This is a genomic window from Anaerophaga thermohalophila DSM 12881 (assembly GCF_000191885.1).
Classification (GTDB): domain Bacteria; phylum Bacteroidota; class Bacteroidia; order Bacteroidales; family Marinilabiliaceae; genus Anaerophaga; species Anaerophaga thermohalophila.
Genome location: NZ_AEWI01000078.1, coordinates 12,708 through 36,086, shown reverse-complemented (window position 1 = coordinate 36,086; position 23,379 = coordinate 12,708). Strand labels below are relative to the sequence as shown.

The following is a 23,379-nucleotide window of genomic DNA, read 5'->3' as shown; positions in this document are numbered from 1 at the left end:
TGTGTTCATCTGCGTCAACTGTGGTGAACTCTCAACCTTAACTTCAATCTCAACCTCAACCTCAACCTTAGCTGTTTGTCATTCTGAGCGAAGCGAAGAATCTAAAATCAGTTAAAGTATGATAAAATGCATCATTCCAATAACTTAGACTAATTTATACGGATGAAAAATTGTTATAAAATTGTTAGGACTGTTAGATTGTTAGGATTGTTAGGATTGTTAGCTAATGTAACAAAACTTATAACATTCTAACAACTAATACATTAACAATATTAACAACTTTAACAATTCTAACAGCCGTAACAATTTATTAAAAGTAAGATAAAATGAGCATGACAAGTTTTGTCTCAAAAGTTGATGTATAAAATCAATCATGCGAGTTCCATCAGACCAATAACTTATACTTATTTTATACTGATGAATCTTTGTATTGGTCTCTAATGTTTAGGGATATTTCACTTCGGAATGGTTCGGTTTTTGTTGCATAACTCTTCCACAATTGCCGGTGAAAATTGCTTTCGGCCTTTGGAAAGGTTAAGGCTTTTTCTTTTTCTTTGACGCATCGAAAAATGTATATATTTAGAAGTAAGATATATTTGAACTTGTTTCGAACAGAAATGCTCTTAGGTATGTTTTATTGAAATTGTAATCAGGAATCAGAATATTTATAAGTGCAGTATAAAAAGCATTTTTTTGTAAAAATCAAGGCATTTTAAATGTTGTACCGGAGTTAACTTGTTGTTAAAGAGGATGCAAAAATTTAAAACAACAACGAGTTTGACAACAAAGATGCTTTTTAGACCGGGCTCATCTATTGTTTGAGAAAGTACTATAAATTGTGGTTGTCTATAAAGTCGGGAAAAGTTGTATCAAATCATGTGTCTGTTCCGAGAGACCCATTTACATGGTAAGCATAATGAAGTAAACTGTACTTCAGGAGCAGTCACGGGTTACTTATGTATTGATATGAGAAAACAAAATTTATTACTTTTTTTTGCTTTTTTTCTGGGTGTTTTTTCTTTGAAGTCCCAGGTGCTGGAGCCAGTGAAATGGCAATTTTCTTTGAATTCGGTTTCAGATACGGAAGTTGAAATTGTTGCCGAAGCTGCTATTGATGAAGGCTGGCATCTTTATTCAGTCAACCTTCCTGGAGGAGGACCAGTGCCGACATCCATCAGTCTCATCGAATCCGGAAAATATGAAGCTGCAGGAGAAATAAAGCAGGAACCGCAACCGGAGAAACAATACGATCAGGCCTTCAATATGGAATTGTCATGGTTTTCTAATTCCGCTACGTTAACTCTTCCGGTGCGTATAAAATCATCTGATGTGAAGGTTGTTGAAGGATACGTTGAGTTTATGGTTTGCGATGATGAACAATGCTTACCACCCGACAGGCTTGATTTTTCATTGCCTTTGGAAGATGACGTAGTGGCAGGTAGTGATGAGGTAACTGACCTAAAAGAAGAGGAAGCCGCACCACCTGTTGAAGTGGTATCGCAGGGTGATGAAGGGAAAGTAGAACCGGTAGAAGATGGCTCTGAAACCGGCGATGAAGAGAAGCGGGGAAACTGGGGTATTTTCTGGATGTCCTTTCTTGGTGGCTTTGCAGCATTGCTTACGCCTTGTGTATTTCCTATGATACCAATGACCGTCAGTTTTTTCACCAAGCAAAGTAAAACAAAAGCTACCGGCATAAGGAGTGCCTTTTTCTATGGTATCTCAATCATTGTAATTTATGTTGTGCTTGGCACCGTAGTTACCGCGATTTTTGGTGCGGATGTGCTTAACAGGCTGTCTACCGATCCCTGGTTTAATCTGTTCTTTGCGGCTCTTTTGATCACTTTTGCCGTTTCATTCTTTGGCGCATTTGAAATTATTTTGCCAAACGCCTGGATTAGCGCAGCTGATAAAGGTGCAGATAAAGGAGGTTTGCTGGGAATATTTTTTATGGCTTTTACCCTGGCGTTGGTTTCTTTTTCATGCACCGGGCCTATTGTAGGAACGCTCATCGTTCAGGCAGCATCGGTTGGTGGCATAGCCCCGGTTATTGGGATGTTGGGGTTTTCCCTGGCGTTGGCACTCCCATTTGCCCTGTTCGCTGCTTTCCCGGGATGGCTTAATTCACTTCCCAAATCGGGAGGCTGGCTTAATTCGGTCAAGGTTTTTCTGGGTTTTCTTGAACTTGCTTTTGCCTTCAAGTTTTTGAGTATAACCGACATGGTTTTGGGATTGCACATTCTGGAGCGTGAAGTATTTATCGCTATCTGGATCACTATTTTCGGGGCGCTCGGCTTTTATTTGATGGGAAAAATCAGATTGCCACACGACTCCCCAATGGAATACCTTCCGGTATCGCGAATGATGCTGGGATTGCTTGTTTTTGCTTTTACAATTTATATGATTCCCGGTCTTTGGGGTGCACCAGTCAATTTGATAAGCGGATTTCCGCCGCCGAGCAATTATGCCGAATCGCCTCATGGTGTTGGAAACCGGGCTTCCGGGGCTGGAAGAGGTAGTACGGCCTCTCTTTCGGAAGATATGCATCTGGGCCCACAGGGTATTCCGGCTTTCGATGATTATGATAAGGCCCTGGCTTATGCACAACAGGTTAACAAACCGTTACTGCTTGATTTTACCGGAAAAGGCTGTACCAATTGCCGAAAGATGGAGGATGCCGTATGGTCTGATCCCACGGTCAGGGAAATGTTGGCAAACGATTTCGTGCTGACTTCATTGTATGTTGATTTCAGACAGCAGCTACCAGAAGATGAAAAATATGTTTCGCCGGTTACCGGAAAGAAGATCAGAACTGTTGGAAACAAATGGAGCGATTTTCAAATTTCCCGGTTTCAGCGAAACAGCCAACCTCATTACGTAATACTGGGACATGATGAAGAAAAGCTGGTTGAGGATCGTGGGTATAATACCGATATCGAGGCTTATATCGATTGGCTCAAAAGGGGATTGAGAGCCTTTGAAGAAAGGGGAAAATAGTGATTTCTTTCTTCCCAGGATATCGACGGGGCCCCAAAGTTCCTCCTTCGTGGAATTTAGACGGTCTGAATTGTTCTCCACTTCCAGGGACAAAGTCCTCCTGAACGTGTACTGCATTTTCCATGCTGTACGTCTGACGATGCCACAATTACTTACTTTTACTGAGAGAAGTCTTTACTTTGCTGCCTGGAAAACAATCAAATTATTGGTGATTTTCCCGGATTATAAAGCATCGGAATAGTAAGCTTTTTTATTTTTTTTCTTCCGTTTGTCTAAGCTAATCATCAATTCGTAAAAATATTCTTTACGCTGGTCGTTTTTAATTTTAGATTTGATTCACATTCGGCATTGGGTTATATCATTATGCGCTTAGGGCATGGAACTAAAATTTTACTAAATCCCACGTGGGCGCCTTTTTTCAGGACAAGCCTGAAAAAACATTGTACTTACCTTATTTTTGATATTCGTTTTTTTGCATAATATTTAAAAGTCCTTCTGTATCTCTTTATTAATAAGAATTACAGAAGGAAATATTTTTTACTGAGTATAAAAACCTGCTTTGGTTCAGGCTTGCCCAGGTTAGGTTTTTAGATATAAGATAAATCCTATGATGCTGAAAATCTAAATTTTATGCTGAATAAATATCAAGGCATAGAGGGTTGACTTTAAGGATTTTACAAAAATCAACTATTGGTTGGTAAAAGTCAGGATAGCTCATAGAAAACATAATATACAATTTCCATTTAATGGGTCTTTGTAGTAACTTAACCAAATCAGAAGCATGAGACACTCTATAACGGTTTTGTTCGTAATTTTTTTATATGCAGGAAATTCAGCATTGACAGCCCAGCAGATTGATTTTTATAATCTCGAAGAAGAGCAGCTTTACAATCCGGACAGGAAATATAACACATGGTCGGTTACTGCCGGTATTGGACCGGTCATTTATTATACCGACGTTAATAATTATGCCTTGTTGCCCTCATCACATTGGCGTTTTGGTCCTTCCGTTCTGGTCAGTAAACAGTTTGGAAGACCATGGTCGCTGGATGCCCAATTCCTTACTGCCGATATGTACGGGGAGAAAAACATCCGCTATTTCTCCGGTAGTTTTTACGATTTATCTTTAAATCTGAATTTCAGTATTAATCAGTTGGTATTGTTTGGGCCCATTCGTGATAAGCTCAATATTTACGGAAAGCTTGGCCTGGGCGTTAATTATTTCAGATCACGACAACGAAGTCTGGAAACAGGGGATTGGATAACGGTGGGAGAGGTTCACAGTGGGACGCCCGGTTATCCCCGTCCCTATGGATGGGCAGATACCGACTACCTGGCCATTGGATATGACAGGCAGAATCCCGAAGATAAGACCAGCAGGGGAAGTGAGGTCATTGTGCCAATTGGTGTAGGTATTGATTACAGGATCAATAAAAATTTTGATGTCGGTTTTGAACTAACTTTGAGAAATGTTACCCAGGACAATCTTGATGTCAATCTGACAGGTGCCGATAATGACTCCTATATGGCAGCCTTATTGACATTCACCTATAAAATCGGAAAGAAGAATAAGCGTCACTCCTTATGGACCTATAAAGATTTTAATCTGGCTTATCAGCGTGAAAGGGAGACTGATCCGTTGGCACGGGAACTGGATTCTCTGCGCCGTCGGTTGGATTACATAGCGGCCAATGATTCTTCCGTTACTGATACCAGCTTTGTTTACAAGGAAAGTGTGATACAAAAGGATGACCTAACAGCTTCGGTATTTTTTGAGTTTGACAAGGCAAGGATAACGGCTGCTTCCCACAAAACCCTTGCTGTGGTTGCCAGGTTTATGAAAGAAAATGGGGATGAGAGAGTACTTGTTCAGGGGTATTGCGATGAAAGAGGTTCTGACGATTATAATGTAAAGTTAAGTCAACGCAGGTGTGATGCCGTTATTGATGTTCTGGTCAATGATTATGGCATTGACAGGAACCGGTTTGAAACGGAACCAATGGGAGAAACCGATTTATTGTCAGATACTAAAGAGTTGGCTCCAAGAGGGGTTCATAGGGTCAACCGCCGTGTCGATATTTTTCTTTTGAAAGGTCAAAAAACTGAGGAATGAGATTTTCGATTATAGTAATCACGTTACTAATTCTCACTATACCGGTTCATGGACAAATGAGTCAGGGATCGCCATTTGTCCAAACCCCGGAAATGATCTACTCTTTCGGACAGAAGTATAATTCCTGGTCGGTTGCTGCCGGGATTGGTCCTGTTTTTATGTATTCCGACCTGAGAGAGTACACACTTTTTCCTGACCGGGATGTTCATTTCGGGTCATCGGTTTGGGTAACAAAGCACCTTGTGCCTGCGTTCGCCGTAGAACTTCAGTATCTGCAAAGCGATATGTCGGGGGTAGAAGGAATATATGGATTTGAAGGCGACCTGATAGACCTTTCTGTCAACGGAATTGCCATTATTAATCAGATGTTACCAGATCCGGGACCTGTTAACGATCATTGGAATTTTTATCTGAAAATTGGTGTTGGCTCTACCTTGTTTCGTAGTCGCCTGCTACATCGGGAAACAGGCGATGTGGTTCGGAGGAACGAAATATACGATACGGAAAATTCTGATTATGTTGTGCTTGGGTATGACAAGAGTGATGCCGGGCAGACAAGTTCCCGTCAAAAGGAGATTGTTGTCCCGTTTGGTGTCGGTATAATGTACAGAATCAATCACAGCTTTGATGTCGGACTTGAAAGCATACTCCGTTTTTCTGCTGCAGACAACCTTGACAATATCCTGACCGGGGCAACAAACGACCGTTATTTATTTACCGCATTGAACCTGAGCTATAAGTTTGGAGATAAGGAACGGCGCCACATGCGCTGGACATACCGTGCCGAGGGAATGGATATGTTTGGACGTAAACAAAAAAGCAGAATTGAAGAAGAAATTCGGCGCCTTTCGGAGGATATTGCTGAATATGAGGCCAACCGGCCTGTTCACAAAGATTCTGTAGTAATAACAGAGACACTGAAGGTTGTTTACGGCAATTATAACGTTCGAACCATATTTTTCCCTCCCGGAGTGCCACGTGATTTTAATCCGGCCGACCAGCTTTTGATGGGGAAGGTGGCAATAGAGTTACATCAGTATCCCGAAAAGAAAGTCTGGCTTTATGGTTATTCCGATACCGTCGGAAATGAAGATGATAATTTTGAGCTGAGCAGGCAGCGATGTCTTGCAGTAAAAAACTTTCTGGTCAGAGAACTGGGCATTGAATCTTCCCGAATCGAGATCGTTCCTAAAGGAGAAAAAGACCCGCTTTCTCCGGTTGAAGAATTGTCTCCCCGCGGTTTGCAGATGGTTAACCGGAGGGTGGACCTGCTGGTCAAATGATTGGGTCTGAACTTTTCTTTATACTTCGTTGTTTTATTCAAACCCCTTTCTACAAGTAATACTCAGATGCCCGCGAGAAAAAGCAAGTTGAGTTGTGGAATACCTGAGAAAATTGTCGAACCCTGAAAAATTTTTTGCCTATGGAAGGAAAGATAAAGGTGTATTGTAAGAAAAGGCTGAGTGACAGGGATTTCCTTTTTGGAATATTTCGTGAGAAGGGAGTAGGTAAAAGAGCAGAGGATCTCGGTAATATTCCGGAGCAGTTTCCCTTCAGGGAGCAGGATGGAGAAGAGAATGGATGTGACGGTCCGGCTGAAGACGGGCCTTCTTTTTGTGTTTAATCAGGTATGAGGTGTATGAATCAGGCGAGGGTGCTTTTTGACGGTTATTGTGTGTTGTGTAGCGGCTTTGCCCGATGGCTTAAGAGGAAGGCAGGAAATTCTTTAGAATTGATCTCAGCGCAGTCCGAAATGGGCGCTCATGTTTTAGAACGGACAGGATATACTTTAGACACTTTTGATGAGGTGGTTGTAATTACAGAGGGAGAGAATTTTCTCACAGGTCCTTCTGCAATTTTATTTATCCTGGCTCATGCCGGAAGAACCGGTCGTTTTTACTTTCATATTTTGAAGATACTTCCTTCCTCATTGGTGAGATGGTGTTACAGAATTATTGCCGACAATCGTTACAGCTGGTTCGGGAAGCGCGATACCTGTACAATTATTCAGGATTGAGACTTCCTTTCTGTTCTTCACGGTATTTGGCAGATAACAGTGAGAGCGTTTTCCCAAATATTTTCAATGCTTCATTGGTATCCTTCGAAATCTCCCGGCCTTTCAGTTTCAGGACAAAAGCATTATACATAGCAGCCAGCATGAGTTCGATGTCGTGTTTCGGAGCGGGTTTCATTTTTTGCTCCAGTTCTTTAATGAGAGGAACCGCCTTCATAAACTGATGCTGATAGGCAACTTCTTTAGGTTCGTGCATTAACCGGATATGAAGGTTATTCATGTCATTCACCGTGTTGGTGATGACTTGCAGATGACCTGTTTTTTCTTTTTTCTCGTTCTTCATCATGGCCACCAGGTTTCCGTACCATTCCCGAAGCGCCTGTTTTACATCTTCGGGTTGTTCATATTGCGAAATCACGGTTTTTTCAATTTTGCCCATATCAAGATCATTGGCCCTGATGAGGTCTTCTATCTGCCACATGTAAAGAACATACCCGGCAATATCGTTTTGTTTTTTATGTTTGGAAACAATCATCTTCTTCTGATTAAATCTGAATTTTTGTAATATGAAATTGCCCCCCCCAAAGAGCTGTTTTTGTCAAAGTTGAGGTGCAGGAAATCCCGAATCTGAGTTAACTAATTATTAATAAGTGTATTGAAAATTTCCTGCAACAATGATATCGGCGTAAAGAGACTTTCAGGTGCGACCTCATAAGATAAATTCCGTCGCAGGTCAGTCAAAAAAGTCCCGCCTCTTGCTGTTCAGGTTGTCCAGGTCTCTTCGGTCTTTTTTTGTAGGTCGCCCGGAGCCTTTGGGACGGTTCATTTTTTGTGTCATGCGCGCCATCTCCAGCAAGTCTTGTTCTTCGCGGGGTGTAATGTCTTCAAGAAATCCGGGTACAAGTTTTGCGCCCATTCGTTTTTCTGAAAGATCAAGCACCTTATAGGTTTTTATTGCAGGTGGAACTTTAATGGATATCTCGTCCCCGCGTCTGACAAGGCGTGACGACTTCACCGGCTGGCCGTCAATGGTAATCCGCCCTTTTTTACAGGCTTCGGCTGCTACGCTTCTGGTTTTGAACAGCCTGACTGCCCATAAAAACTTATCGATGCGTACGCTTTCATCTGTATTCATCCGTATAAAATTTATTTATTAAGGTCGGATGGAACTCGCATGCAAGAACTTATACATATTCTTATTGTGACAAACTTTGTCATGCTCGTTTCATCCGTATAAAATTTATTTATTAAGGTCGGAGGGATCTCGCATGTAAGAACTTATACATATTCTGATTGTGATAATCTTTGTTATGCTCGTTTCATAAACTTATCTGTTGTTGTATTGGCTCATGGTTTGTGCCAGTCCAATGGTTCCGAACGCTCTGATGATGTCGATGGCCTTATCGATGCGTTCGGGAAGAGCAGCCTGTTCCCCGGGCGACCATTTACCCAAAACATATTCGACCTGGTGGCCCCTGGGGTAGTTATCTCCGATTCCAAATCTCAGACGTGCGTATTGATTATGTCCCAGTACCTGATTGATGCTTTTCAGTCCGTTATGACCGCCATCACTTCCGCTGGCTTTCAGACGCAGGGTACCGAAAGGAAGAGCCAGATCATCAACAACAACCAGGAGGCGATCTGTCGGTATTTTTTCTTTCTTCATCCAGTAATTGACTGCCCTTCCGCTGAGATTAACATAGGTCGAGGGTTTCAGTAAAACAAAGTTACGACCTTTAAATTTGTATTCCGCAACCGATCCGTATCTTCTGTCGTCAAATTCAATGCCTTCTTTTTCGGCCAGTGAGTCAAGAATATCGAAACCAATGTTGTGACGGGTATGCTCGTATTTTTTTCCGACGTTTCCCAGTCCTGCAACTAAATATTTCACGGTGTTATCTGGTTGTTGCTCTGCAAGAGGCAAAGCCTTTTTTATTATTTTGAATATATTGGTCATAGAAGAGATGATAAATCGCAAAAACAGGCCTGCTGCTAATAAACACAAAAACCTCCATATTTTCGTTATATGGAGGTTTTAAATACATTATAAAAAGCTATTCTTCTCCTTCTTCTTCACCGGTTTGGCCGGCAGCACGTGCACCCCTGGTAAGTTTAACCGAAACAACAACCTGATTTTTGTTATTAAGAAGCTCCAGATTGTCGAAATTGAGTTGTCCAACCTGAATACCTTTACCCAGACCGAGATTGGTGATGTCAACTTCAAGCATGTCGGGCATGTCTTTGGCCAGTCCTTTGACTTTAAGTTTTCTTTTCTCGAGACTTAACTTACCACCAGCCTTTACTCCGGCAGCCAGACCCTTGAGTTTCACCGGGATTTCCATAGTAATGGGTTTATCATCAAATACCTGAAGAAAATCTACGTGCATGGCATCATCTGATACCGGATGATACTGTATGTCCTGAATAACAACATTATATTTTTTGCCATCAACATTCAGGTTAACAAGGTGTACTTTTGGGGTATAAACCAGTTTGTTGAATTCTTTCAGGAGAGCAGAAGCATGAATGGTTTCTTTGTCACCATAAATAACACAGGGCACTTTGCCTTCTCTCCTTAGTTGTTTAGTGGCTGTTTTTCCAAGATTGTCACGCTTGGACGCTTTCAGTTCAATTGTTTGCATTTTGTTAGTTTTAAATGTGTTACTCAAAATTAAGATCGTAATGTGAAACCTTAATTTCCCATCACACGAGGCCCTTTTGGCGGCCGCAAAGATAATAATTTAAATTACAAATTGTGTGCTTATTGACTGGTAATTGTATACTTTGTCGATGGTATCGGCAAACAACTGAGCTGCAGAGAGAATTTTGATTTTATCTGATTTTTTCCGGAGGGGGATGGAATCTGTCACGTAAATTTCAGAAATTTTTGATTTTTCAATATTCTCGTATGCCGGACCGCTTAGTACAGGGTGTGTTGCGAAGGCTCTGACACTTTTTGCCCCTTGTTCAATCATCATATCAGCCGCTTTGGTAAGCGTTCCTGCCGTGTCTACCATATCATCGAGTATCACCACATTTTTCCCGGCAACATCTCCGATGATACGCATTTCATCCACGACATTGGCTTTGGCGCGATGCTTATGGCAGATTACCATTGGCGCATCAAGAAATTTGGCGTAGGTATTTGCTCTTTTGGTGCCTCCAACATCGGGTGATGCCACTACCAAATCGTTCAGATTCAATTTTCGGATATAAGGAACAAATATACTGGATGCGTAAAGATGATCAACCGGAATATCAAAAAAGCCCTGTATTTGATCGGCATGAAGGTCCATGGTAATTATTCTGTCCACACCGGCGGTTGTAAGAAGATCGGCCACCAGCTTTGCCCCGATAGCGACCCTGGGTTTGTCTTTGCGATCCTGTCGTGCAAAACCAAAATAGGGAATAACGGCCACCAGTTTGTAGGCCGATGCTCTTTTGGCGGCATCGATCATCATTAACAATTCAAAAAGATTGTCCGACGGGGGAAAGGTTGACTGGATAAGGAAAACATGTGCCCCCCTGATGGTTTCTTCGTAGGCGGTGGTGAATTCCCCGTCACTGAAGCGTGTCAGGTTTATGTTTCCAAGTTCTCTTCCATTGCAAAGGCTTATTTTTTCCGCCAGATACCGGGTATTTGTTCCCGAAAAAAGTTTAATTGGTGCTTTGGGTGGCATTTAATATCCTGTTTATCAGTTATTTTATTAGGATTGCTTTCTTGCAAATATAAGAAAAATCAGGTTTTGTTAAAAGGCCGGGTTATGAATTGTTTAGATTTTCAATGTAATTCAGTATTTCTTCACGTCCTCTATTATTTATCGCTGAGGTGAAAAATATGGGCGGCAGAATTTCCCAATCCTCAAGCAATCGTTCTTTATAGATATTGGTGTTTTTTTCCAACACTCCGGGTTTAAGTTTGTCCGTTTTTGTAAATACAATTGAAAAAGGAATACTATTTGTCCCCAGGTTGAAAATAAAATCCAAATCCTGCTTCATAGGTGAGTGTCGGCTGTCGATCAAAACAAATAGATTCACAAGATTCGGTCGACCAAATAAATAGCTGTCGATCATTTTTGTGAATGTTCCTTTTTGCGCTTTTGGAAGTTTCGCATAGCCATACCCGGGCAAGTCAACCATATACCACTTGTTGTTGATAAGAAAATGGTTAATAAGCCTGGTTTTTCCAGGTGTACCCGATGTTTTGGCCAGTTTGTGCCGATTACAAAGCATGTTCAGAAGCGAAGATTTGCCCACATTTGAACGTCCGATAAATGCATATTCGGGTTTATCCGGGGCAGGACAATCATTGGGATGTGTGCTGCTTGTAACAAAGTGAGCATCGGTAATTATCATTCGTATAAAAATTGATTTTTAAGGTCTAATAGCACTCTTCCCGGGTAATCGGGACTCATTTCATCAGTATAAAATTAGTCTAAGTTATTGGTCGGATGGAACTCGCATGCAAGAACTTATACATATTCTTGTTGTGGTATGCCTTGTCAGGCCCGTTTTATCTTACATCTTACCATCTTAAATCTAAAAATCTATTAAAACAAACTTTGTCATGCTCGTTTCATTTTTATTTGTTTGCAAAAATAGGTCGTTTTAACGGATTACCGGTACACTTTTCAGGACAAACACGAAGAATTTCAAATTTATTTGCCCGGCAAAAACAAAGAGAGGATTAAAAGGAAGTCCTTATCTTTGTTTTTTTGTTTCAAGCAGGTTAAATAGTGCTCATCAATAAATTTGTAAAAAATTTCACAATATGTGAGTCTGTTCAGAGAGTGTCATTTACAATGCCTGCCCGGATATTCATCGGGGGCTCGTGAAGTCCTAAAATAAGAGATTGCTCATCGTAAATGGGTAATTTCCGGAAGAGCGCAACACAGCAAATGGCATTTTATAGACAGGTACTAAAAAATAAATTTAACGAGTTAATGTTATGGAGAGAAAGTTATATCCCCTGAAGTTCGAACCCATTCTGAAACAAAGAATTTGGGGAGGTGAAAAATTACACACAGTATTAAACAAAAACACTGGAACTGCCAAAGATATAGGAGAGAGCTGGGAACTGAGCGGTGTACCCGGTGATGTTTCGGTAGTAAGCAACGGTTTTTTGAAGGGTAACTCTTTGAATGAGTTGTTGGAAATATATATGTCGGAACTTGTTGGTGATAAGGTGTTTGAAAAATACGGAACGGAGTTCCCTCTGTTAATTAAATTTATAGACGCCAACGATGTTTTGTCCATTCAGGTACACCCTGATGATGAATTGGCGCGAAAACGTCACAATTCCTTCGGGAAAACAGAAATGTGGTATGTCATGCAAGCTGATCCGGGCGCCTGTCTGATTAGCGGATTTAAAAAAGATACCAGCAAACAGGAGTATCTGAAAGCTTTGAAAGAAAAAAGGCTTGAAGATTTGCTGGCCAGTCATGAAGTATCTGCGGGCGATGTGTTTTTTATTCCCGCGGGCAGAGTTCATGCCATTGGAAAAGGTATACTGCTTGCCGAAATTCAACAAACATCGGATGTAACATACCGGATTTATGATTTCGATCGCCGCGATGCTCAGGGTAACGCGCGTGAATTACACACTGAACTGGCTCTGGATGCCATCGATTTTTCCGGTGGCGATAATTATAAAACCAACTATGAGGTCAGACCGAACGATGTAAGCCCCATTATTAAATCCCCCTATTTTGTGACCAGTCTCATTTATTTAGATGGCCATGAACTGCAAAAAGATTTTTACAATCTCGATTCATTCATAATACTGATGTGTGTTGAGGGAAATGCTGAGATTACATATCATGGACATCAAAAAGAGCCGATTTCGATGGGTGAGACGGTTCTGATACCGGCGGAGTTGAAGGAGTTTACCATTAAATCAGCAGGAAAGTGCAAATTATTGCAAGTTCATATGCCCGATGTTGAAGACAAAAAGCAATAATTATATGAGGTTAGTTTAAATTTATAACTTTGCAGGCTGTAAAATGCGTCAAATTATTATTTTTTGAGGCGTATTGCATGGCAATAGTCAGTTAAAAAGCCTGAACGCAGAGGCGCAATGACGCAAAGTTTTTTATTATGAGATGGTTGTGTTTCATACCATTATTTTGTAAACAATTAATTATCTGATTTCTGTAAGGGTTTAACAGAGTATTGGCATGAACCAATTGCTTGAATAGTGCTCAGCGAGCGTAACACAGCAAATGGTATTTTATGGACGGACACTAAAAAAACAATAGCATAATGAAAGTATTAAAATTTGGTGGTACATCAGTAGGCTCTGCTCAAAATATGCAAAATGTTGCAAAGCTTGTTACAACACCGGGACGTAAAATTGTTGTTCTGTCGGCCATGTCGGGAACTACCAACAACCTTGTAGAGATTGCCAACTATTTGTACAAAAAGAACTACGATGGCGCCAATGAAGTGATAAACCGCTTGGAACGTGGGTATCTCGATACTGTCGATGCGCTTTTTTCGGGAGAGGAATTTCGAACTAAAGGATTAGAGCTTGTTAAATCGCATTTCGACTATATTAAGTCATTTACCAGGGATGTTTTCACCGTGTTTGAGGAGAAAGCTATTCTTGCCCAGGGAGAGTTGATTACCACAGCATTGTTTAACTTTTATCTTCAGGAAAACGGACATGATTCTGTGTTGCTTCCCGCCCTCGATTTTATGCGGACGAACAAAAACAATGAACCCGATACTGGTTATATTAAGGAAAACCTTGAACGCATTTTAAGCGAATATTCCGAAACCCAATTGTTTATTACCCAGGGATATATTTGCCGCAACGCTTTTGGAGAAGTTGATAACCTGCAACGGGGAGGGAGCGATTACACTGCTTCCCTGATAGGGGCCGCTGTGGATGCCGAAGAAATACAGATTTGGACCGATATTGACGGCATGCATAACAACGATCCGCGATATGTTGAAAATACGCAGTCTATTGCCGAGATGTCTTTTGATGAAGCAGCAGAGCTGGCTTATTTTGGTGCCAAAATTCTTCATCCTACCAGTGTGTTACCGGCAAAACTTGCCAATATTCCCGTGAAGATACTGAATACCATGCAACCCGAAGCCCCTGGTACAACCATTTCTTCATCACAACACAAAAACCGGCTTACCGCTGTTGCAGCAAAAGACAATATTACTGCAATAAAGATCAAATCGGGAAGAATGCTTCTGGCCTATGGTTTTTTGCGTAAAGTGTTCGAAATATTTGAAAGTTACAAAACCTCCATTGATATGATTACTACTTCGGAAGTGGGGGTTTCGGTTACCATCGATAATGACCGTCATCTTGACGAAATTGCCGACGATTTGAGAAAATTCAGTACCGTCGAGATTGACCGCGATCAGGTTATCGTGTGTGTCGTTGGCGATCTTGTGGCCGAAAACAAAGGTTACGCCAATCGGATTTTTGAAGCCCTGAAGGAAATCCCGATAAGAATGATATCGTATGGTGGCAGCGAGCACAATATTTCGTTGCTTATTAATGCTAAAGATAAAAAAGATGCCCTCAGGGCATTAAGTGCTAAACTGTTTTAAAAATTTTGTAAAGAGTATGACTGTATTCCCAATTGAAAAGTTTAAAAAACTTCAGACGCCTTTTTATTATTATGATATGGATTTGTTGGAAAAAACCCTCTCGTTGGTTAATGAGGAGTCTGAAAAATATGATTTTAATGTTCATTATGCCATAAAGGCCAATGCCAATGATCGCATTTTGGAGAAGATACGTCAGAAAGGTTTTGGAATAGACTGTGTTAGTGGTTACGAAATAAAAAAAGCGCTGGAAATAGGGTTCACCCCCGATGGAATTGTTTTTGCCGGTGTTGGAAAGGCCGATTGGGAAATAGAGTTAGGTCTGAAACATGATATTGCCTGCTTTAACGTAGAGTCGTTACCCGAACTGGAGATAATCAACGAACTGGCACAAAATGCCGGGAAAAAGGCACGAGTGGCTTTTCGCATCAACCCCAATGTGAATGCCAATACGCATCATTACATTACTACCGGGCTTGACGAGAATAAGTTTGGCATCAGCATGACAGACCTGGAAAAGGTGATTGACAGGATGAAGGAGTTGAACCATGTGGAATTTGAAGGCATGCATTTTCATATAGGCTCGCAGATAACTGATCTTGATAATTTTAAAGATTTGTGTTTGAGAATTAATGAGTTGCAGGATTGGTTTATTTCCAGACATTTATTCCCCCGAATCATTAACGTCGGCGGTGGTTTCGGCATTGATTATGAAGATCCGGAAAGTCATCCTGTTCCCGATTTTTCTTCTTATTTTAAGGTATTCAAAGATTTTCTTGACTTAAAATCAGGACAGGAAGTGCACTTTGAACTTGGGCGGTCAGTCGTTGCACAGTGTGGTAATCTTATTTCGCGGGTTTTATACGTGAAAGAAGGTGTGAAGACAAGGTTTGCAATTATCGACGCCGGCATGACAGATTTAATACGTCCTGCACTTTATCAGGCCAGTCATAAAGTTCAGAATTTGACGAATCCTGGAGGAGAAAAAAAGAAATATGATGTGGTCGGACCGATATGTGAATCATCTGATAGTTTTGGCAAAGCGCTTGATCTCCCAGAAATGAAAAGAGGAGATTTTGTTGCCATTCGTAGTGCCGGTGCTTATGGCGAAGTTATGGTTTCGCGTTACAATCTCAGGGAAGAGCCCAAAGCTTATTATTCAGATACAATTTAATGAGTGCAGTCTAAAAAGCCTTTTGACCCCTAAATCCCCTAAAGGGGACTTTTTCAAACTGCTGATTTTTAGCAGTTCCTCTTTAAGGGTCAGGAGTAAAAATGGTGAAAATCAGCAGTTTGAAGGCTTTTTATACTACACTCATTTAATACAATGAGTCTGTTCCCCAAAGAGATGTTTTTGCATGGCCGATGCGTTTAGGGTGTCTGATACCCTTGAATAGCATTTTTTGCTTTCGAATCGCTACCTGATTATAGACTTCATTTTTTTGAACCAAAATTAACCGGTTGTTAATGAGAGTTTAAGAATATCTGCAACAATGAGATTGACAAAAACAGCTCTTTTGGAAACAGACTCAGTTATTAGAGTTCATAATCTACACAAGCCCTTTCTTCAAGTATTTCTCTGATAACGGCGCTCACTTTCAAATGCTCCGGGTGAACCGCATAGGCCTTTAATCCTTCCATATCTTCTAATTCGGCCGTGAGCGCCAGATCATATTTTTCCTCCGGATTACAATTGAAGCCAACCTCTATCTTTTTCAGGCTTTCTATTTTTCCCGGTAGTCCTTCCAGGCCCTCTTTAATGGATGCCAGTTTTTCCTCACTTCTTAAATTTTCTTTAAATTTGAAAAGTACAATGTGTTTGATCATACGGTAAAAATTTAATGATTGAGTGCGGTATAAAAAGCATATTTTTGTCAAAATGAAGGCGTTTTATATTTTTGCACCTGAGTTAACTCATTGTTAATGAGGATGCAAAAAATTAAAACAACACTGAGTTTGGCAACAAATATGCTTTTTAGACCGGGCTCATGGATTAATGAGTGCCTGTCCATAAAATACCATTTGCTGTGTTAAGCTTGCCGCCAAAATGCTCGTTTACGAAAAAGTAAACTCCGTTTTTGGCGGCTTCGCAAGCCTTACAACCGGCACTTTCTGAACAGACACATGATTTGTTACAACTTTTCCCGACTTTATAGACGGGGCACTAATCATGACAGTTCAGTCTGTAAATATATAAAAACAGAATTGTGTAACATCATTAAATGATTAGATTTTAACAACCCCAACAACCCCAACAACCCCAACAACCCTAACAACCCTAACAACCCTAACAATCTAACAACTTAACAACCCTAACAATCTAACAACTTAACAACCCTAACAATCTGACAACTTAACAACTTAACAATCTAACAATCTATGCTTAACCAAATTTCCTCCGAAAAGATAATGTTTATTGACATTGAAACAGTACCTCAGCATCGTGATTTTGAGAACCTCGACGAAACTATGCAGGCTCTGTGGGAGAATAAATCGGCCAAAACAGCCAGGGGGGAGGTAACGCCGGCTGAGGATTATGCACGGGCCGGTATATATGCCGAATTCGGGAAGATTGTGTGTATCTCTGCCGGTTTCATTAAACCCGAAAACGGAACCCGTACATTTCGGGTTAAATCCTTTTTTGGTCATGACGAGCAAAAGCTTCTTCAGGAATTTGCTTCAGCGCTTAACAGTTTTACTGCTATTCCGGGCACCAATATTTGCGGACATAATGTCAAAGAATTTGATTTTCCATATATAGCGCGGCGGATGATTGTGAACAGTCTGCCATTACCCGATATTCTTGATGTGGCAGGTAAGAAGCCATGGGAAGTGAAATTTATCGATACCCTTGATTTGTGGAAATTTGGTGATTATAAGCATTATACATCGCTCAATCTCCTGACGCATATTCTTGGGATACCGTCGCCGAAGGATGATATTGACGGAAGCGAAGTGGCACGGGTTTACTATGAAGAGAATGATGTGGAGCGAATTGCCCGTTATTGCGAAAAAGATGTGTTGGCTACAGCGCAGTTGTTCTTAAGGCTCAAGGGAGAACCGTTGTTGGACCCGGAAAAAGTAAAATCGGTTTGAAACAACTTACAATAGTCAGTTAAAAAGGCCTGAACGCAGGAACGCAATGACGCAAAGTTTTTATTATGAGAGAGTTATGATTTGTGCCGTTAATTGTGTAAACTATTAATTACCAGGCATCCGTATAAGTTTAACGGAGTATTGAACTCATGAATCGAGGAAATAATTAACCGTCTTCACGAAGATATTCTGCTTTTCTGCATGTACCCAGTGTCCAGCTTCCGGTATGGTAACCACCTGCGAGCCCGGAAAGAATTTGTTTATCACCAGCGTATCATCATCCTGTATGTAAGGAGACTTTTCACCTCTGATAAAAATGCTCTCAGGCATTTTACCGTCAGGTCTATTCAGCTCTGAAAAACCATCCATGATCTCTCCCATATTGTTCTTTAATGCCTCAAAATTTATTTGCCATGAGTACCGGCCATTGTTTTTTCGTTTAAGATTTTTCATCAGAAATGCTCTTAATCTCTTTTCAGGAAAAGCATCTTTCAGAGCCTGGTCAATTTCATTCCGGCTTTTAAATTTCGACGGGTCGACAGCCATTAGTTCATCAATGATTTTTTTGTGGTTGGTAGTTATCTCGGCATAATTAGCGAAAGAACGGTACGATTTGGGCGCAATATCAACAACAATCATTTTTTCTACCATTTCGGGATACTTCATACTGAATCGCATGATGGTTTTCCCGCCCATACTGTGCCCGATAAGGATGGCTTTGTGGATACTAAGTTTTTCCATCAGTGAATGCAGGTCTTCAGCCATTGCTTCGTAAGTATGAACGTCGTTGTGCGGAGATCGGCCATGGTTGCGTTGGTCGATTAGAATCACTCTATATTGGTCTTCGAATTCTCCGGCCACCGATATCCAGTTATCTGAAGATCCATATAATCCGTGCACGATTATTATGGTTTTATCGCCCTGTCCTTTTTCACGGAAGAAGAGTTCCATTTTATTTTTCCTTGATAAGTAATTTTTTGTACATATTAATGGTTAGTTCCAGGCCATAATATAAGGCATCAGAGATAAGAGCATGTCCAATAGAAACTTCCTTGATAAAAGGAATTCGTTCGTTAAAGAATTTCAGATTTTGAAGATTGAGGTCGTGACCGGCATTAATTCTTAATCCTGTCTTATTGGCAATATTGGCTGCCTCGACAAATGGTGCGATAGCCTTTTCCGGGTCTTTGGGAAATTGGGTTGCATAAGGCTCCGTATAAAGTTCTACTCTGTCGGTATTGGTTTTTGCAGCATTTACAATAAAATCGGGATTGGCATCGATAAAAATGGAAGTACGAATGCCGCATTCTTTTAACTCCCCAATAATGTCTTGCAAAAAAGACAGGTTGGTAATGGTGTCCCAACCCGAGTTGGATGTTATGGCATCGGGAGGATCTGGAACCAGTGTTACCTGATGAGGCCTGACCGATTTAACCAGCTCCATGAATTTTGGGGAGGGATAACCTTCAATGTTGAATTCGGTTTTAATGACCGGCCGTATTTCATAAACATCTTTATATTTAATATGGCGTTCATCGGGACGGGGGTGAACGGTGACACCATCGGCTCCGAATTCCTGAACATCGATGGCTGCTTTTAAAACGTCAGGAATGTTTCCTCCTCTGGAATTGCGTAATGTTGCAATTTTGTTAATATTAACGCTTAGTTTTGTCATGATATGAATGAAACTAAATGAAATTAAATTAAAACCAACGGTAAATTAAACACCTGAATGGTTTGTATGTTTAAATTTTTGGATGTATTTTTCACCCAAAGAGATGTTTTGGCATAGGTATTGATGTTTTTTCAAAACGGTAAAGTTACAAAGTATTTCCCGAAAGCGCATTTATTATGTTGGCAAAAGATTTAGTATCGGATATTGTTCCTTCTTTGAAGACCTCGGATACGGGTGCGGATGCATTGGGCTGGATGGAAGCCTTCAGGGTCTCCCATCTTCCCATAGTAAACAACAAAGTTTTTTTGGGGCTTATTTCTGATGCCGATATTTATGATCTGAATGCAGCGGAGGAACCATTGGGAAACCATCGGCTATCGCTGATGAAACCTTATGTTTTCGAACATCAGCATATCTATGAAGTGATAGAAATTGCAGCCCGACTCAGGCTGACCCTGGTGCCTGTTCTGAATATTGACAAGGAATATAAAGGGGTGATCACTCAAACCGATTTGTTACTGAGGTTCTCGGAATTGATCGCTGCACATACTCCGGGCGGGATCATTGAGATTGAGGTCGGCCCGCATGACTATGCCCTCTCTGAAATTGCACGCATTGTTGAAGATGCCGATGCCAAAATATTGAGCTTGTATGTTTCTCAAAATCAATCAACCGATTATTTAAAAATCACAATAAAACTGAATCGTGTCGACGTAAATACTGTGGTGAATGCTTTCGAAAGGTATGGTTATAACGTAAAGGCCACGTATGTCGGGGAGTCGCAGATTGATGATACGACAAGGCGTAATTATGAATCCCTGATGAAATACCTGAATGTCTGACATCGATTCCGCTTCGTTTTGTTATCTTCGCTATCAAAAAAGAAATGGAAATTGCCATATTCGGAAAGAGTTTTGGTGATGTATTTTTCGACAATTGTCATCAGTTGTTTAATTATCTTCATCAAAAATCCATTAAAATACATATCTACAAGCCTTTTTATGATTTTTTGCTGGAAAAGGTAAAACTAAAACCCAATGTTGCAGGTTTTTTCTACGGGCCTGACGATCTGCCGCCTGTAGATATGCTTTTCAGTATTGGTGGCGACGGCACTTTTTTGAAAGCTGTAACGTTTGTGCGTGACTCCGGAATTCCTGTTGTTGGCATTAACAGCGGCAGGCTTGGTTTTCTGGCTGACATTTCACGTCATGAGCTTCCGGCTGCCCTTCAGGAAATCGAAAGCGGCCGGTACAAAGTTAAGGAGCTTGCATTGCTTGAACTCGTTTCTCCCCATAATCTGATCGGTGATTTTAATTATGCCTTGAATGAGCTGGCTGTGCATAAACAGGACAGTTCCTCTATGATCACTATTCATGTGTATTTGAACAATGAATTTTTAAATTCCTACTGGGCCGACGGACTTATAGTGAGCACTCCCACAGGCTCTACTGCTTATTCGTTGAGTGTCGGGGGGCCTATAATGCACCCTTCTTCTCAGGGAATTATTATTACTCCGATAGCTCCGCACAATTTAACGGTAAGGCCTCTGGTTGTTCCCGACGACATGGAACTGATGCTTAAAATTGAGGGCAGAGGGGGTAAATTCCTGGCGTCACTTGATTCCAGAAGCGCTGTGGTTGACGAGAGTACAGAGCTTAGAATACGAAAGGCAGCCTTCACCATCAATATGGTAGAAAGGTCCACTCAAAGTTTCTATGCCACGCTGCGAAATAAACTTATGTGGGGTGCAGATAAGCGTAATTAGTGTTGTGTTACGCTGGCCGCTAAAATTCTCATTTACGTAACCAAACTGCGCTTTTGGCGGCTTCGCAAGTCTTACAACCGGTACTTTCTGAACAGACACACATATTGTAAAAATTCTTGCGGGTTTGTAGACGGGCACAAATGAAACGAGCATGGCAAAGATTGCCACAAAAGGACATGTATAAAACTCTTGCATGCGAGTTCCATCAGACCAATAACTTAGACTTATTTTATACTGATGAAACGAGCATCGCAGGGATTGCAGCAATAAGAAAATGTATAAGTTTTTGCGTGTGAGTTCAATTCAACCTTAATAAAAAAGTTCTATACAAATTTAAAGTCTGTTAAATAAAAAACCGCAACAAGATTGCCATGAATGTCCGACGCAGATTTGAACTTCGTACTCCGGATGTGCTCACTTAGCAATAAACCATACTATTTCACGTTTCCAAAAAGTAAAGAGTTTCTGAAGAAACGGGCATGGTAAAAGTTGCCATAATAGATTATTGAATCTGCTCCCAAAAGAGACTTTTGGAATGGGCTCAAGTATTGAAAAGTAAATTCAGCATATTAATGATATTCAAATTCCGGACTTTTTTTGTTATTGTTTTTGCTTTTTTTCTTTTGTCTTGCACTGATGGGTGGAGCCAGGAGAGAATTGAAGCCGGATTTTTCCTCGGAGGTTCTTATTACAATGGGGATTTGAATCCCGGGAAACAATTTTATAGCATCCAACCCTCTTTTGGCGGTGTTTTCAGGGTTGTCTCCAACAGTCGCATCGCTTTTAAAGGAACATTTACGATTGTAAATATTCAGGGCGACTACCCTGGTGAGGACATTCAGTATCCCTCTGTTTCGGGGAACTCATCACCTCAATACAGCTTCGAGAGAACCATGGCCGATATGGCAGCCCAGATTGAGATAAATTTTTTTGAATACGATCATCCTTTTCGAAGAGATGAAACCCGTTTTTCTCCCTACATAACTGCCGGTATAGCATCGACGTTCTATCGTCGATATTATTCTGATGCCGGAGGTAGTTCTGAAAACCCACATTTTATATTATCTTTGCCGTTCGGTATAGGAATAAAGTGGAAACTTTCTGATTGGGTGCATCTTGGACTGGAATGGAATTTCAGAAAAACATTTGTTGACGATCTGGATAAAATGGGACGTGGAGCCATAGATCCGTCCGACCCTTATGGATTTGACCAGCCGTCTTCTCTGCACAACAATGATTGGTATTCGTTTGCAGGCGTATTAGTTACGTTCGATCTTTTCCACAGAAAGGTTTCATGTAATGCCGGATATTAAAGTCTGATGCGAAGTTGAAGGTGTTGAAGCTCTGATTTTTCAAAGTTTCTCAAATCACTTTTTGCTGATATTTTATACTTAATAATACTATATGTCAGTCAAAGAACAGCTGGATAAGGAAAAATTACCGAAGCATGTGGCCATAATAATGGACGGCAATGGTCGCTGGGCGAGGAAAAGGGGTAATGCAAGGGTGTTTGGACATCAACAGGGGGTGAAATCTGTTCGTGAAGTGACGGAGGCTGCTGCCGAACTGGGAATGAAATTCCTTACACTTTATGCTTTCTCAACAGAAAACTGGAACAGACCCAAGAATGAGGTTGATGCTTTGATGTCGTTGCTGGTTTCTACCATTTCTTCGGAAACCAAAACACTTATGGACAATAATGTGAAACTAAAGTCTATCGGGTGTAAAGAAACTTTGCCTCAGGATGTTCAAAATAAACTTGCTGCCTGTATTGAACAAACGAAAAATAATGACGGACTTACCCTGGTTCTGGCGTTAAGCTACAGCTCTCGCTGGGAAATCGTTGAAGGTGTGAAACATATCGCCAACGACGTCCGGGATGGAAAACTTGATTCATCCCAAATTAATGCTGAAATTTTTAGCCGGTATCTTGAAACTGCAGATATGCCTGATCCCGAATTGCTGATTAGAACCAGCGGTGAATTACGTATCAGTAATTTCCTGCTTTGGCAAATTGCTTACTCAGAATTATATTTTTGCAACGTATTATGGCCCGATTTTCGCAAGGAAAATTTCTTTGAAGCACTACTCGATTATCAGGGTCGGGAAAGACGTTTCGGTAAAATTAGTGATCAGGTAAAAAAATAAAT

Annotated in this window: 24 protein-coding genes; 15 read left to right on the top strand and 9 right to left on the bottom strand. The window is 40.9% G+C overall.

Going from position 1 to position 23,379, the window contains the following annotated elements; all coding sequences use genetic code 11:
• Window positions 1-966 precede the first annotated feature (966 nt).
• The 6 genes from ATH1_RS0115285 to ATH1_RS0115265 all read left to right on the top strand — a co-directional run bounded on the left by ATH1_RS0115285 (window position 967) and on the right by ATH1_RS0115265 (window position 7,127).
• Window positions 967-2,997 (top strand): protein-disulfide reductase DsbD family protein, encoded by a 2,031-nt coding sequence (locus tag ATH1_RS0115285; protein ID WP_010423581.1) that lies wholly within the window; start codon window positions 967-969, stop codon window positions 2,995-2,997.
• Window positions 2,978-3,238 (top strand): hypothetical protein, encoded by a 261-nt coding sequence (locus ATH1_RS21275; protein ID WP_139035467.1) that lies wholly within the window; start codon window positions 2,978-2,980, stop codon window positions 3,236-3,238. Before ATH1_RS0115285 ends, ATH1_RS21275 begins: the two co-directional genes overlap by 20 nt.
• 540 nt (window positions 3,239-3,778) lie before the next feature.
• Complete coding sequence (locus ATH1_RS0115280) at window positions 3,779-5,110, top strand: OmpA family protein (protein ID WP_010423580.1); 1,332 nt, start codon at window positions 3,779-3,781, stop codon at window positions 5,108-5,110.
• Window positions 5,107-6,393, top strand: a complete 1,287-nt coding sequence (locus ATH1_RS0115275) for an OmpA family protein (protein WP_010423578.1) — start codon at window positions 5,107-5,109, stop codon at window positions 6,391-6,393. Before ATH1_RS0115280 ends, ATH1_RS0115275 begins: the two co-directional genes overlap by 4 nt.
• Before the next feature lie 140 nt (window positions 6,394-6,533).
• Entirely contained in the window at window positions 6,534-6,734 is a 201-nt protein-coding gene (locus ATH1_RS0115270) for a hypothetical protein (protein WP_010423576.1), read from the top strand.
• Between the two features lie 15 nt (window positions 6,735-6,749).
• Entirely contained in the window at window positions 6,750-7,127 is a 378-nt protein-coding gene (locus ATH1_RS0115265; protein ID WP_010423575.1) for a thiol-disulfide oxidoreductase DCC family protein, read from the top strand.
• Here ATH1_RS0115265 and ATH1_RS0115260 read toward each other — a convergent pair.
• The 6 genes from ATH1_RS0115260 to yihA form a co-directional block, all read right to left on the bottom strand.
• On the bottom strand, window positions 7,114-7,659 hold the full coding sequence (locus tag ATH1_RS0115260) for a DUF4924 family protein (protein ID WP_010423572.1): 546 nt from the start codon (window positions 7,657-7,659) through the stop codon (window positions 7,114-7,116). The genes ATH1_RS0115265 and ATH1_RS0115260 overlap by 14 nt on opposite strands.
• Window positions 7,660-7,857: 198 nt before the next feature.
• The gene (locus ATH1_RS0115255) at window positions 7,858-8,259 is read right to left on the bottom strand and encodes an RNA-binding S4 domain-containing protein (RefSeq protein ID WP_010423571.1); all 402 of its coding nucleotides are present in this window, start codon (window positions 8,257-8,259) and stop codon (window positions 7,858-7,860) included.
• 192 nt (window positions 8,260-8,451) lie between these two features.
• Entirely contained in the window at window positions 8,452-9,081 is a 630-nt protein-coding gene (gene pth / locus ATH1_RS0115250) for an aminoacyl-tRNA hydrolase (protein ID WP_010423568.1), read from the bottom strand.
• 97 nt (window positions 9,082-9,178) lie between these two features.
• Entirely contained in the window at window positions 9,179-9,766 is a 588-nt protein-coding gene (locus ATH1_RS0115245; protein ID WP_010423567.1) for a 50S ribosomal protein L25/general stress protein Ctc, read from the bottom strand.
• Window positions 9,767-9,865: 99 nt separating this feature from the next.
• Window positions 9,866-10,804 carry a ribose-phosphate pyrophosphokinase gene (locus tag ATH1_RS0115240; RefSeq protein WP_010423565.1) on the bottom strand — a complete coding sequence of 313 codons (939 nt, stop codon included), beginning with the start codon at window positions 10,802-10,804 and terminating at the stop codon, window positions 9,866-9,868.
• 82 nt (window positions 10,805-10,886) lie between these two features.
• A complete protein-coding gene (gene yihA / locus ATH1_RS0115235; protein WP_010423563.1) occupies window positions 10,887-11,480 on the bottom strand; it encodes a ribosome biogenesis GTP-binding protein YihA/YsxC in 594 nt (197 codons plus the stop codon).
• A gap of 592 nt (window positions 11,481-12,072) precedes the next feature.
• Between yihA and ATH1_RS0115230 the strand changes: the two genes are divergently transcribed.
• The 4 genes from ATH1_RS0115230 to ATH1_RS22640 all read left to right on the top strand — a co-directional run bounded on the left by ATH1_RS0115230 (window position 12,073) and on the right by ATH1_RS22640 (window position 16,024).
• The gene (locus ATH1_RS0115230) at window positions 12,073-13,083 is read left to right on the top strand and encodes a type I phosphomannose isomerase catalytic subunit (RefSeq protein WP_010423561.1); all 1,011 of its coding nucleotides are present in this window, start codon (window positions 12,073-12,075) and stop codon (window positions 13,081-13,083) included.
• 302 nt (window positions 13,084-13,385) lie between these two features.
• Window positions 13,386-14,696 (top strand): aspartate kinase, encoded by a 1,311-nt coding sequence (locus ATH1_RS0115225; RefSeq protein WP_010423559.1) that lies wholly within the window; start codon window positions 13,386-13,388, stop codon window positions 14,694-14,696.
• A gap of 16 nt (window positions 14,697-14,712) precedes the next feature.
• Window positions 14,713-15,867 (top strand): diaminopimelate decarboxylase, encoded by a 1,155-nt coding sequence (lysA, locus tag ATH1_RS0115220; RefSeq protein WP_010423557.1) that lies wholly within the window; start codon window positions 14,713-14,715, stop codon window positions 15,865-15,867.
• Entirely contained in the window at window positions 15,797-16,024 is a 228-nt protein-coding gene (locus ATH1_RS22640; protein ID WP_081467466.1) for a hypothetical protein, read from the top strand. The genes lysA and ATH1_RS22640 overlap by 71 nt, the downstream gene beginning before the upstream one ends.
• A 205-nt stretch (window positions 16,025-16,229) precedes the next feature.
• Here ATH1_RS22640 and ATH1_RS0115215 read toward each other — a convergent pair whose 3' ends face one another.
• Entirely contained in the window at window positions 16,230-16,520 is a 291-nt protein-coding gene (locus ATH1_RS0115215; protein ID WP_010423555.1) for a Dabb family protein, read from the bottom strand.
• A 552-nt stretch (window positions 16,521-17,072) separates the two neighbouring features.
• Between ATH1_RS0115215 and ATH1_RS0115210 the strand changes: the two genes are divergently transcribed.
• The gene (locus tag ATH1_RS0115210; RefSeq protein ID WP_010423553.1) at window positions 17,073-17,789 is read left to right on the top strand and encodes a 3'-5' exonuclease; all 717 of its coding nucleotides are present in this window, start codon (window positions 17,073-17,075) and stop codon (window positions 17,787-17,789) included.
• A 147-nt stretch (window positions 17,790-17,936) separates the two neighbouring features.
• Here the strand turns inward: ATH1_RS0115210 and ATH1_RS0115205 are convergent, their stop codons facing one another.
• Both ATH1_RS0115205 and ATH1_RS0115200 read right to left on the bottom strand, forming a co-directional pair.
• Window positions 17,937-18,740: an alpha/beta fold hydrolase gene (locus ATH1_RS0115205; protein WP_010423550.1), complete on the bottom strand. Its 804-nt coding sequence runs from the start codon at window positions 18,738-18,740 to the stop codon at window positions 17,937-17,939.
• Window position 18,741: 1 nt separating this feature from the next.
• A complete protein-coding gene (locus tag ATH1_RS0115200; RefSeq protein ID WP_010423548.1) occupies window positions 18,742-19,464 on the bottom strand; it encodes a pyridoxine 5'-phosphate synthase in 723 nt (240 codons plus the stop codon).
• Between the two features lie 176 nt (window positions 19,465-19,640).
• On the opposite strand from ATH1_RS0115200, the gene ATH1_RS0115195 reads away from it, so the two are divergent.
• The 4 genes from ATH1_RS0115195 to ATH1_RS0115180 all read left to right on the top strand — a co-directional run bounded on the left by ATH1_RS0115195 (window position 19,641) and on the right by ATH1_RS0115180 (window position 23,377).
• Window positions 19,641-20,306 (top strand): CBS domain-containing protein, encoded by a 666-nt coding sequence (locus tag ATH1_RS0115195; RefSeq protein ID WP_010423546.1) that lies wholly within the window; start codon window positions 19,641-19,643, stop codon window positions 20,304-20,306.
• A 44-nt stretch (window positions 20,307-20,350) separates the two neighbouring features.
• A complete protein-coding gene (locus tag ATH1_RS0115190) occupies window positions 20,351-21,229 on the top strand; it encodes an NAD kinase (protein WP_010423544.1) in 879 nt (292 codons plus the stop codon).
• Window positions 21,230-21,801: 572 nt separating this feature from the next.
• Complete coding sequence (gene porG / locus ATH1_RS0115185) at window positions 21,802-22,542, top strand: type IX secretion system protein PorG (RefSeq protein ID WP_010423542.1); 741 nt, start codon at window positions 21,802-21,804, stop codon at window positions 22,540-22,542.
• Between the two features lie 91 nt (window positions 22,543-22,633).
• Window positions 22,634-23,377, top strand: coding sequence for an undecaprenyl pyrophosphate synthase (locus ATH1_RS0115180; protein WP_010423540.1), 744 nt, complete (start codon window positions 22,634-22,636; stop codon window positions 23,375-23,377).
• Window positions 23,378-23,379 lie beyond the last annotated feature (2 nt).

What these genes read in the sequence shown, in the direction of transcription:
- ATH1_RS0115280 (WP_010423580.1), top strand. Translation starts at nt 3,779, where the DNA reads ATGAGACACTCTATAACGGTTTTGTTCGTAATTTTTTTATATGCAGGA.
- ATH1_RS0115210 (WP_010423553.1), top strand. Translation starts at nt 17,073, where the DNA reads ATGCTTAACCAAATTTCCTCCGAAAAGATAATGTTTATTGACATTGAA.
- ATH1_RS0115240 (WP_010423565.1), bottom strand. Translation starts at nt 10,804, where the DNA reads ATGCCACCCAAAGCACCAATTAAACTTTTTTCGGGAACAAATACCCGG.
- ATH1_RS0115260 (WP_010423572.1), bottom strand. Translation starts at nt 7,659, where the DNA reads ATGATTGTTTCCAAACATAAAAAACAAAACGATATTGCCGGGTATGTT.
- ATH1_RS0115215 (WP_010423555.1), bottom strand. Translation starts at nt 16,520, where the DNA reads ATGATCAAACACATTGTACTTTTCAAATTTAAAGAAAATTTAAGAAGT.
- ATH1_RS0115245 (WP_010423567.1), bottom strand. Translation starts at nt 9,766, where the DNA reads ATGCAAACAATTGAACTGAAAGCGTCCAAGCGTGACAATCTTGGAAAA.
- ATH1_RS0115230 (WP_010423561.1), top strand. Translation starts at nt 12,073, where the DNA reads ATGGAGAGAAAGTTATATCCCCTGAAGTTCGAACCCATTCTGAAACAA.
- ATH1_RS0115205 (WP_010423550.1), bottom strand. Translation starts at nt 18,740, where the DNA reads ATGGAACTCTTCTTCCGTGAAAAAGGACAGGGCGATAAAACCATAATA.
- ATH1_RS0115265 (WP_010423575.1), top strand. Translation starts at nt 6,750, where the DNA reads ATGAATCAGGCGAGGGTGCTTTTTGACGGTTATTGTGTGTTGTGTAGC.
- ATH1_RS0115195 (WP_010423546.1), top strand. Translation starts at nt 19,641, where the DNA reads ATGTTGGCAAAAGATTTAGTATCGGATATTGTTCCTTCTTTGAAGACC.
- porG (WP_010423542.1), top strand. Translation starts at nt 21,802, where the DNA reads ATGATATTCAAATTCCGGACTTTTTTTGTTATTGTTTTTGCTTTTTTT.
- pth (WP_010423568.1), bottom strand. Translation starts at nt 9,081, where the DNA reads ATGACCAATATATTCAAAATAATAAAAAAGGCTTTGCCTCTTGCAGAG.
- yihA (WP_010423563.1), bottom strand. Translation starts at nt 11,480, where the DNA reads ATGATAATTACCGATGCTCACTTTGTTACAAGCAGCACACATCCCAAT.
- ATH1_RS0115180 (WP_010423540.1), top strand. Translation starts at nt 22,634, where the DNA reads ATGTCAGTCAAAGAACAGCTGGATAAGGAAAAATTACCGAAGCATGTG.
- ATH1_RS22640 (WP_081467466.1), top strand. Translation starts at nt 15,797, where the DNA reads ATGGCGAAGTTATGGTTTCGCGTTACAATCTCAGGGAAGAGCCCAAAG.
- ATH1_RS0115200 (WP_010423548.1), bottom strand. Translation starts at nt 19,464, where the DNA reads ATGACAAAACTAAGCGTTAATATTAACAAAATTGCAACATTACGCAAT.
- ATH1_RS0115190 (WP_010423544.1), top strand. Translation starts at nt 20,351, where the DNA reads ATGGAAATTGCCATATTCGGAAAGAGTTTTGGTGATGTATTTTTCGAC.
- ATH1_RS0115255 (WP_010423571.1), bottom strand. Translation starts at nt 8,259, where the DNA reads ATGAATACAGATGAAAGCGTACGCATCGATAAGTTTTTATGGGCAGTC.
- ATH1_RS0115270 (WP_010423576.1), top strand. Translation starts at nt 6,534, where the DNA reads ATGGAAGGAAAGATAAAGGTGTATTGTAAGAAAAGGCTGAGTGACAGG.
- lysA (WP_010423557.1), top strand. Translation starts at nt 14,713, where the DNA reads ATGACTGTATTCCCAATTGAAAAGTTTAAAAAACTTCAGACGCCTTTT.
- ATH1_RS0115285 (WP_010423581.1), top strand. Translation starts at nt 967, where the DNA reads ATGAGAAAACAAAATTTATTACTTTTTTTTGCTTTTTTTCTGGGTGTT.
- ATH1_RS0115275 (WP_010423578.1), top strand. Translation starts at nt 5,107, where the DNA reads ATGAGATTTTCGATTATAGTAATCACGTTACTAATTCTCACTATACCG.
- ATH1_RS0115225 (WP_010423559.1), top strand. Translation starts at nt 13,386, where the DNA reads ATGAAAGTATTAAAATTTGGTGGTACATCAGTAGGCTCTGCTCAAAAT.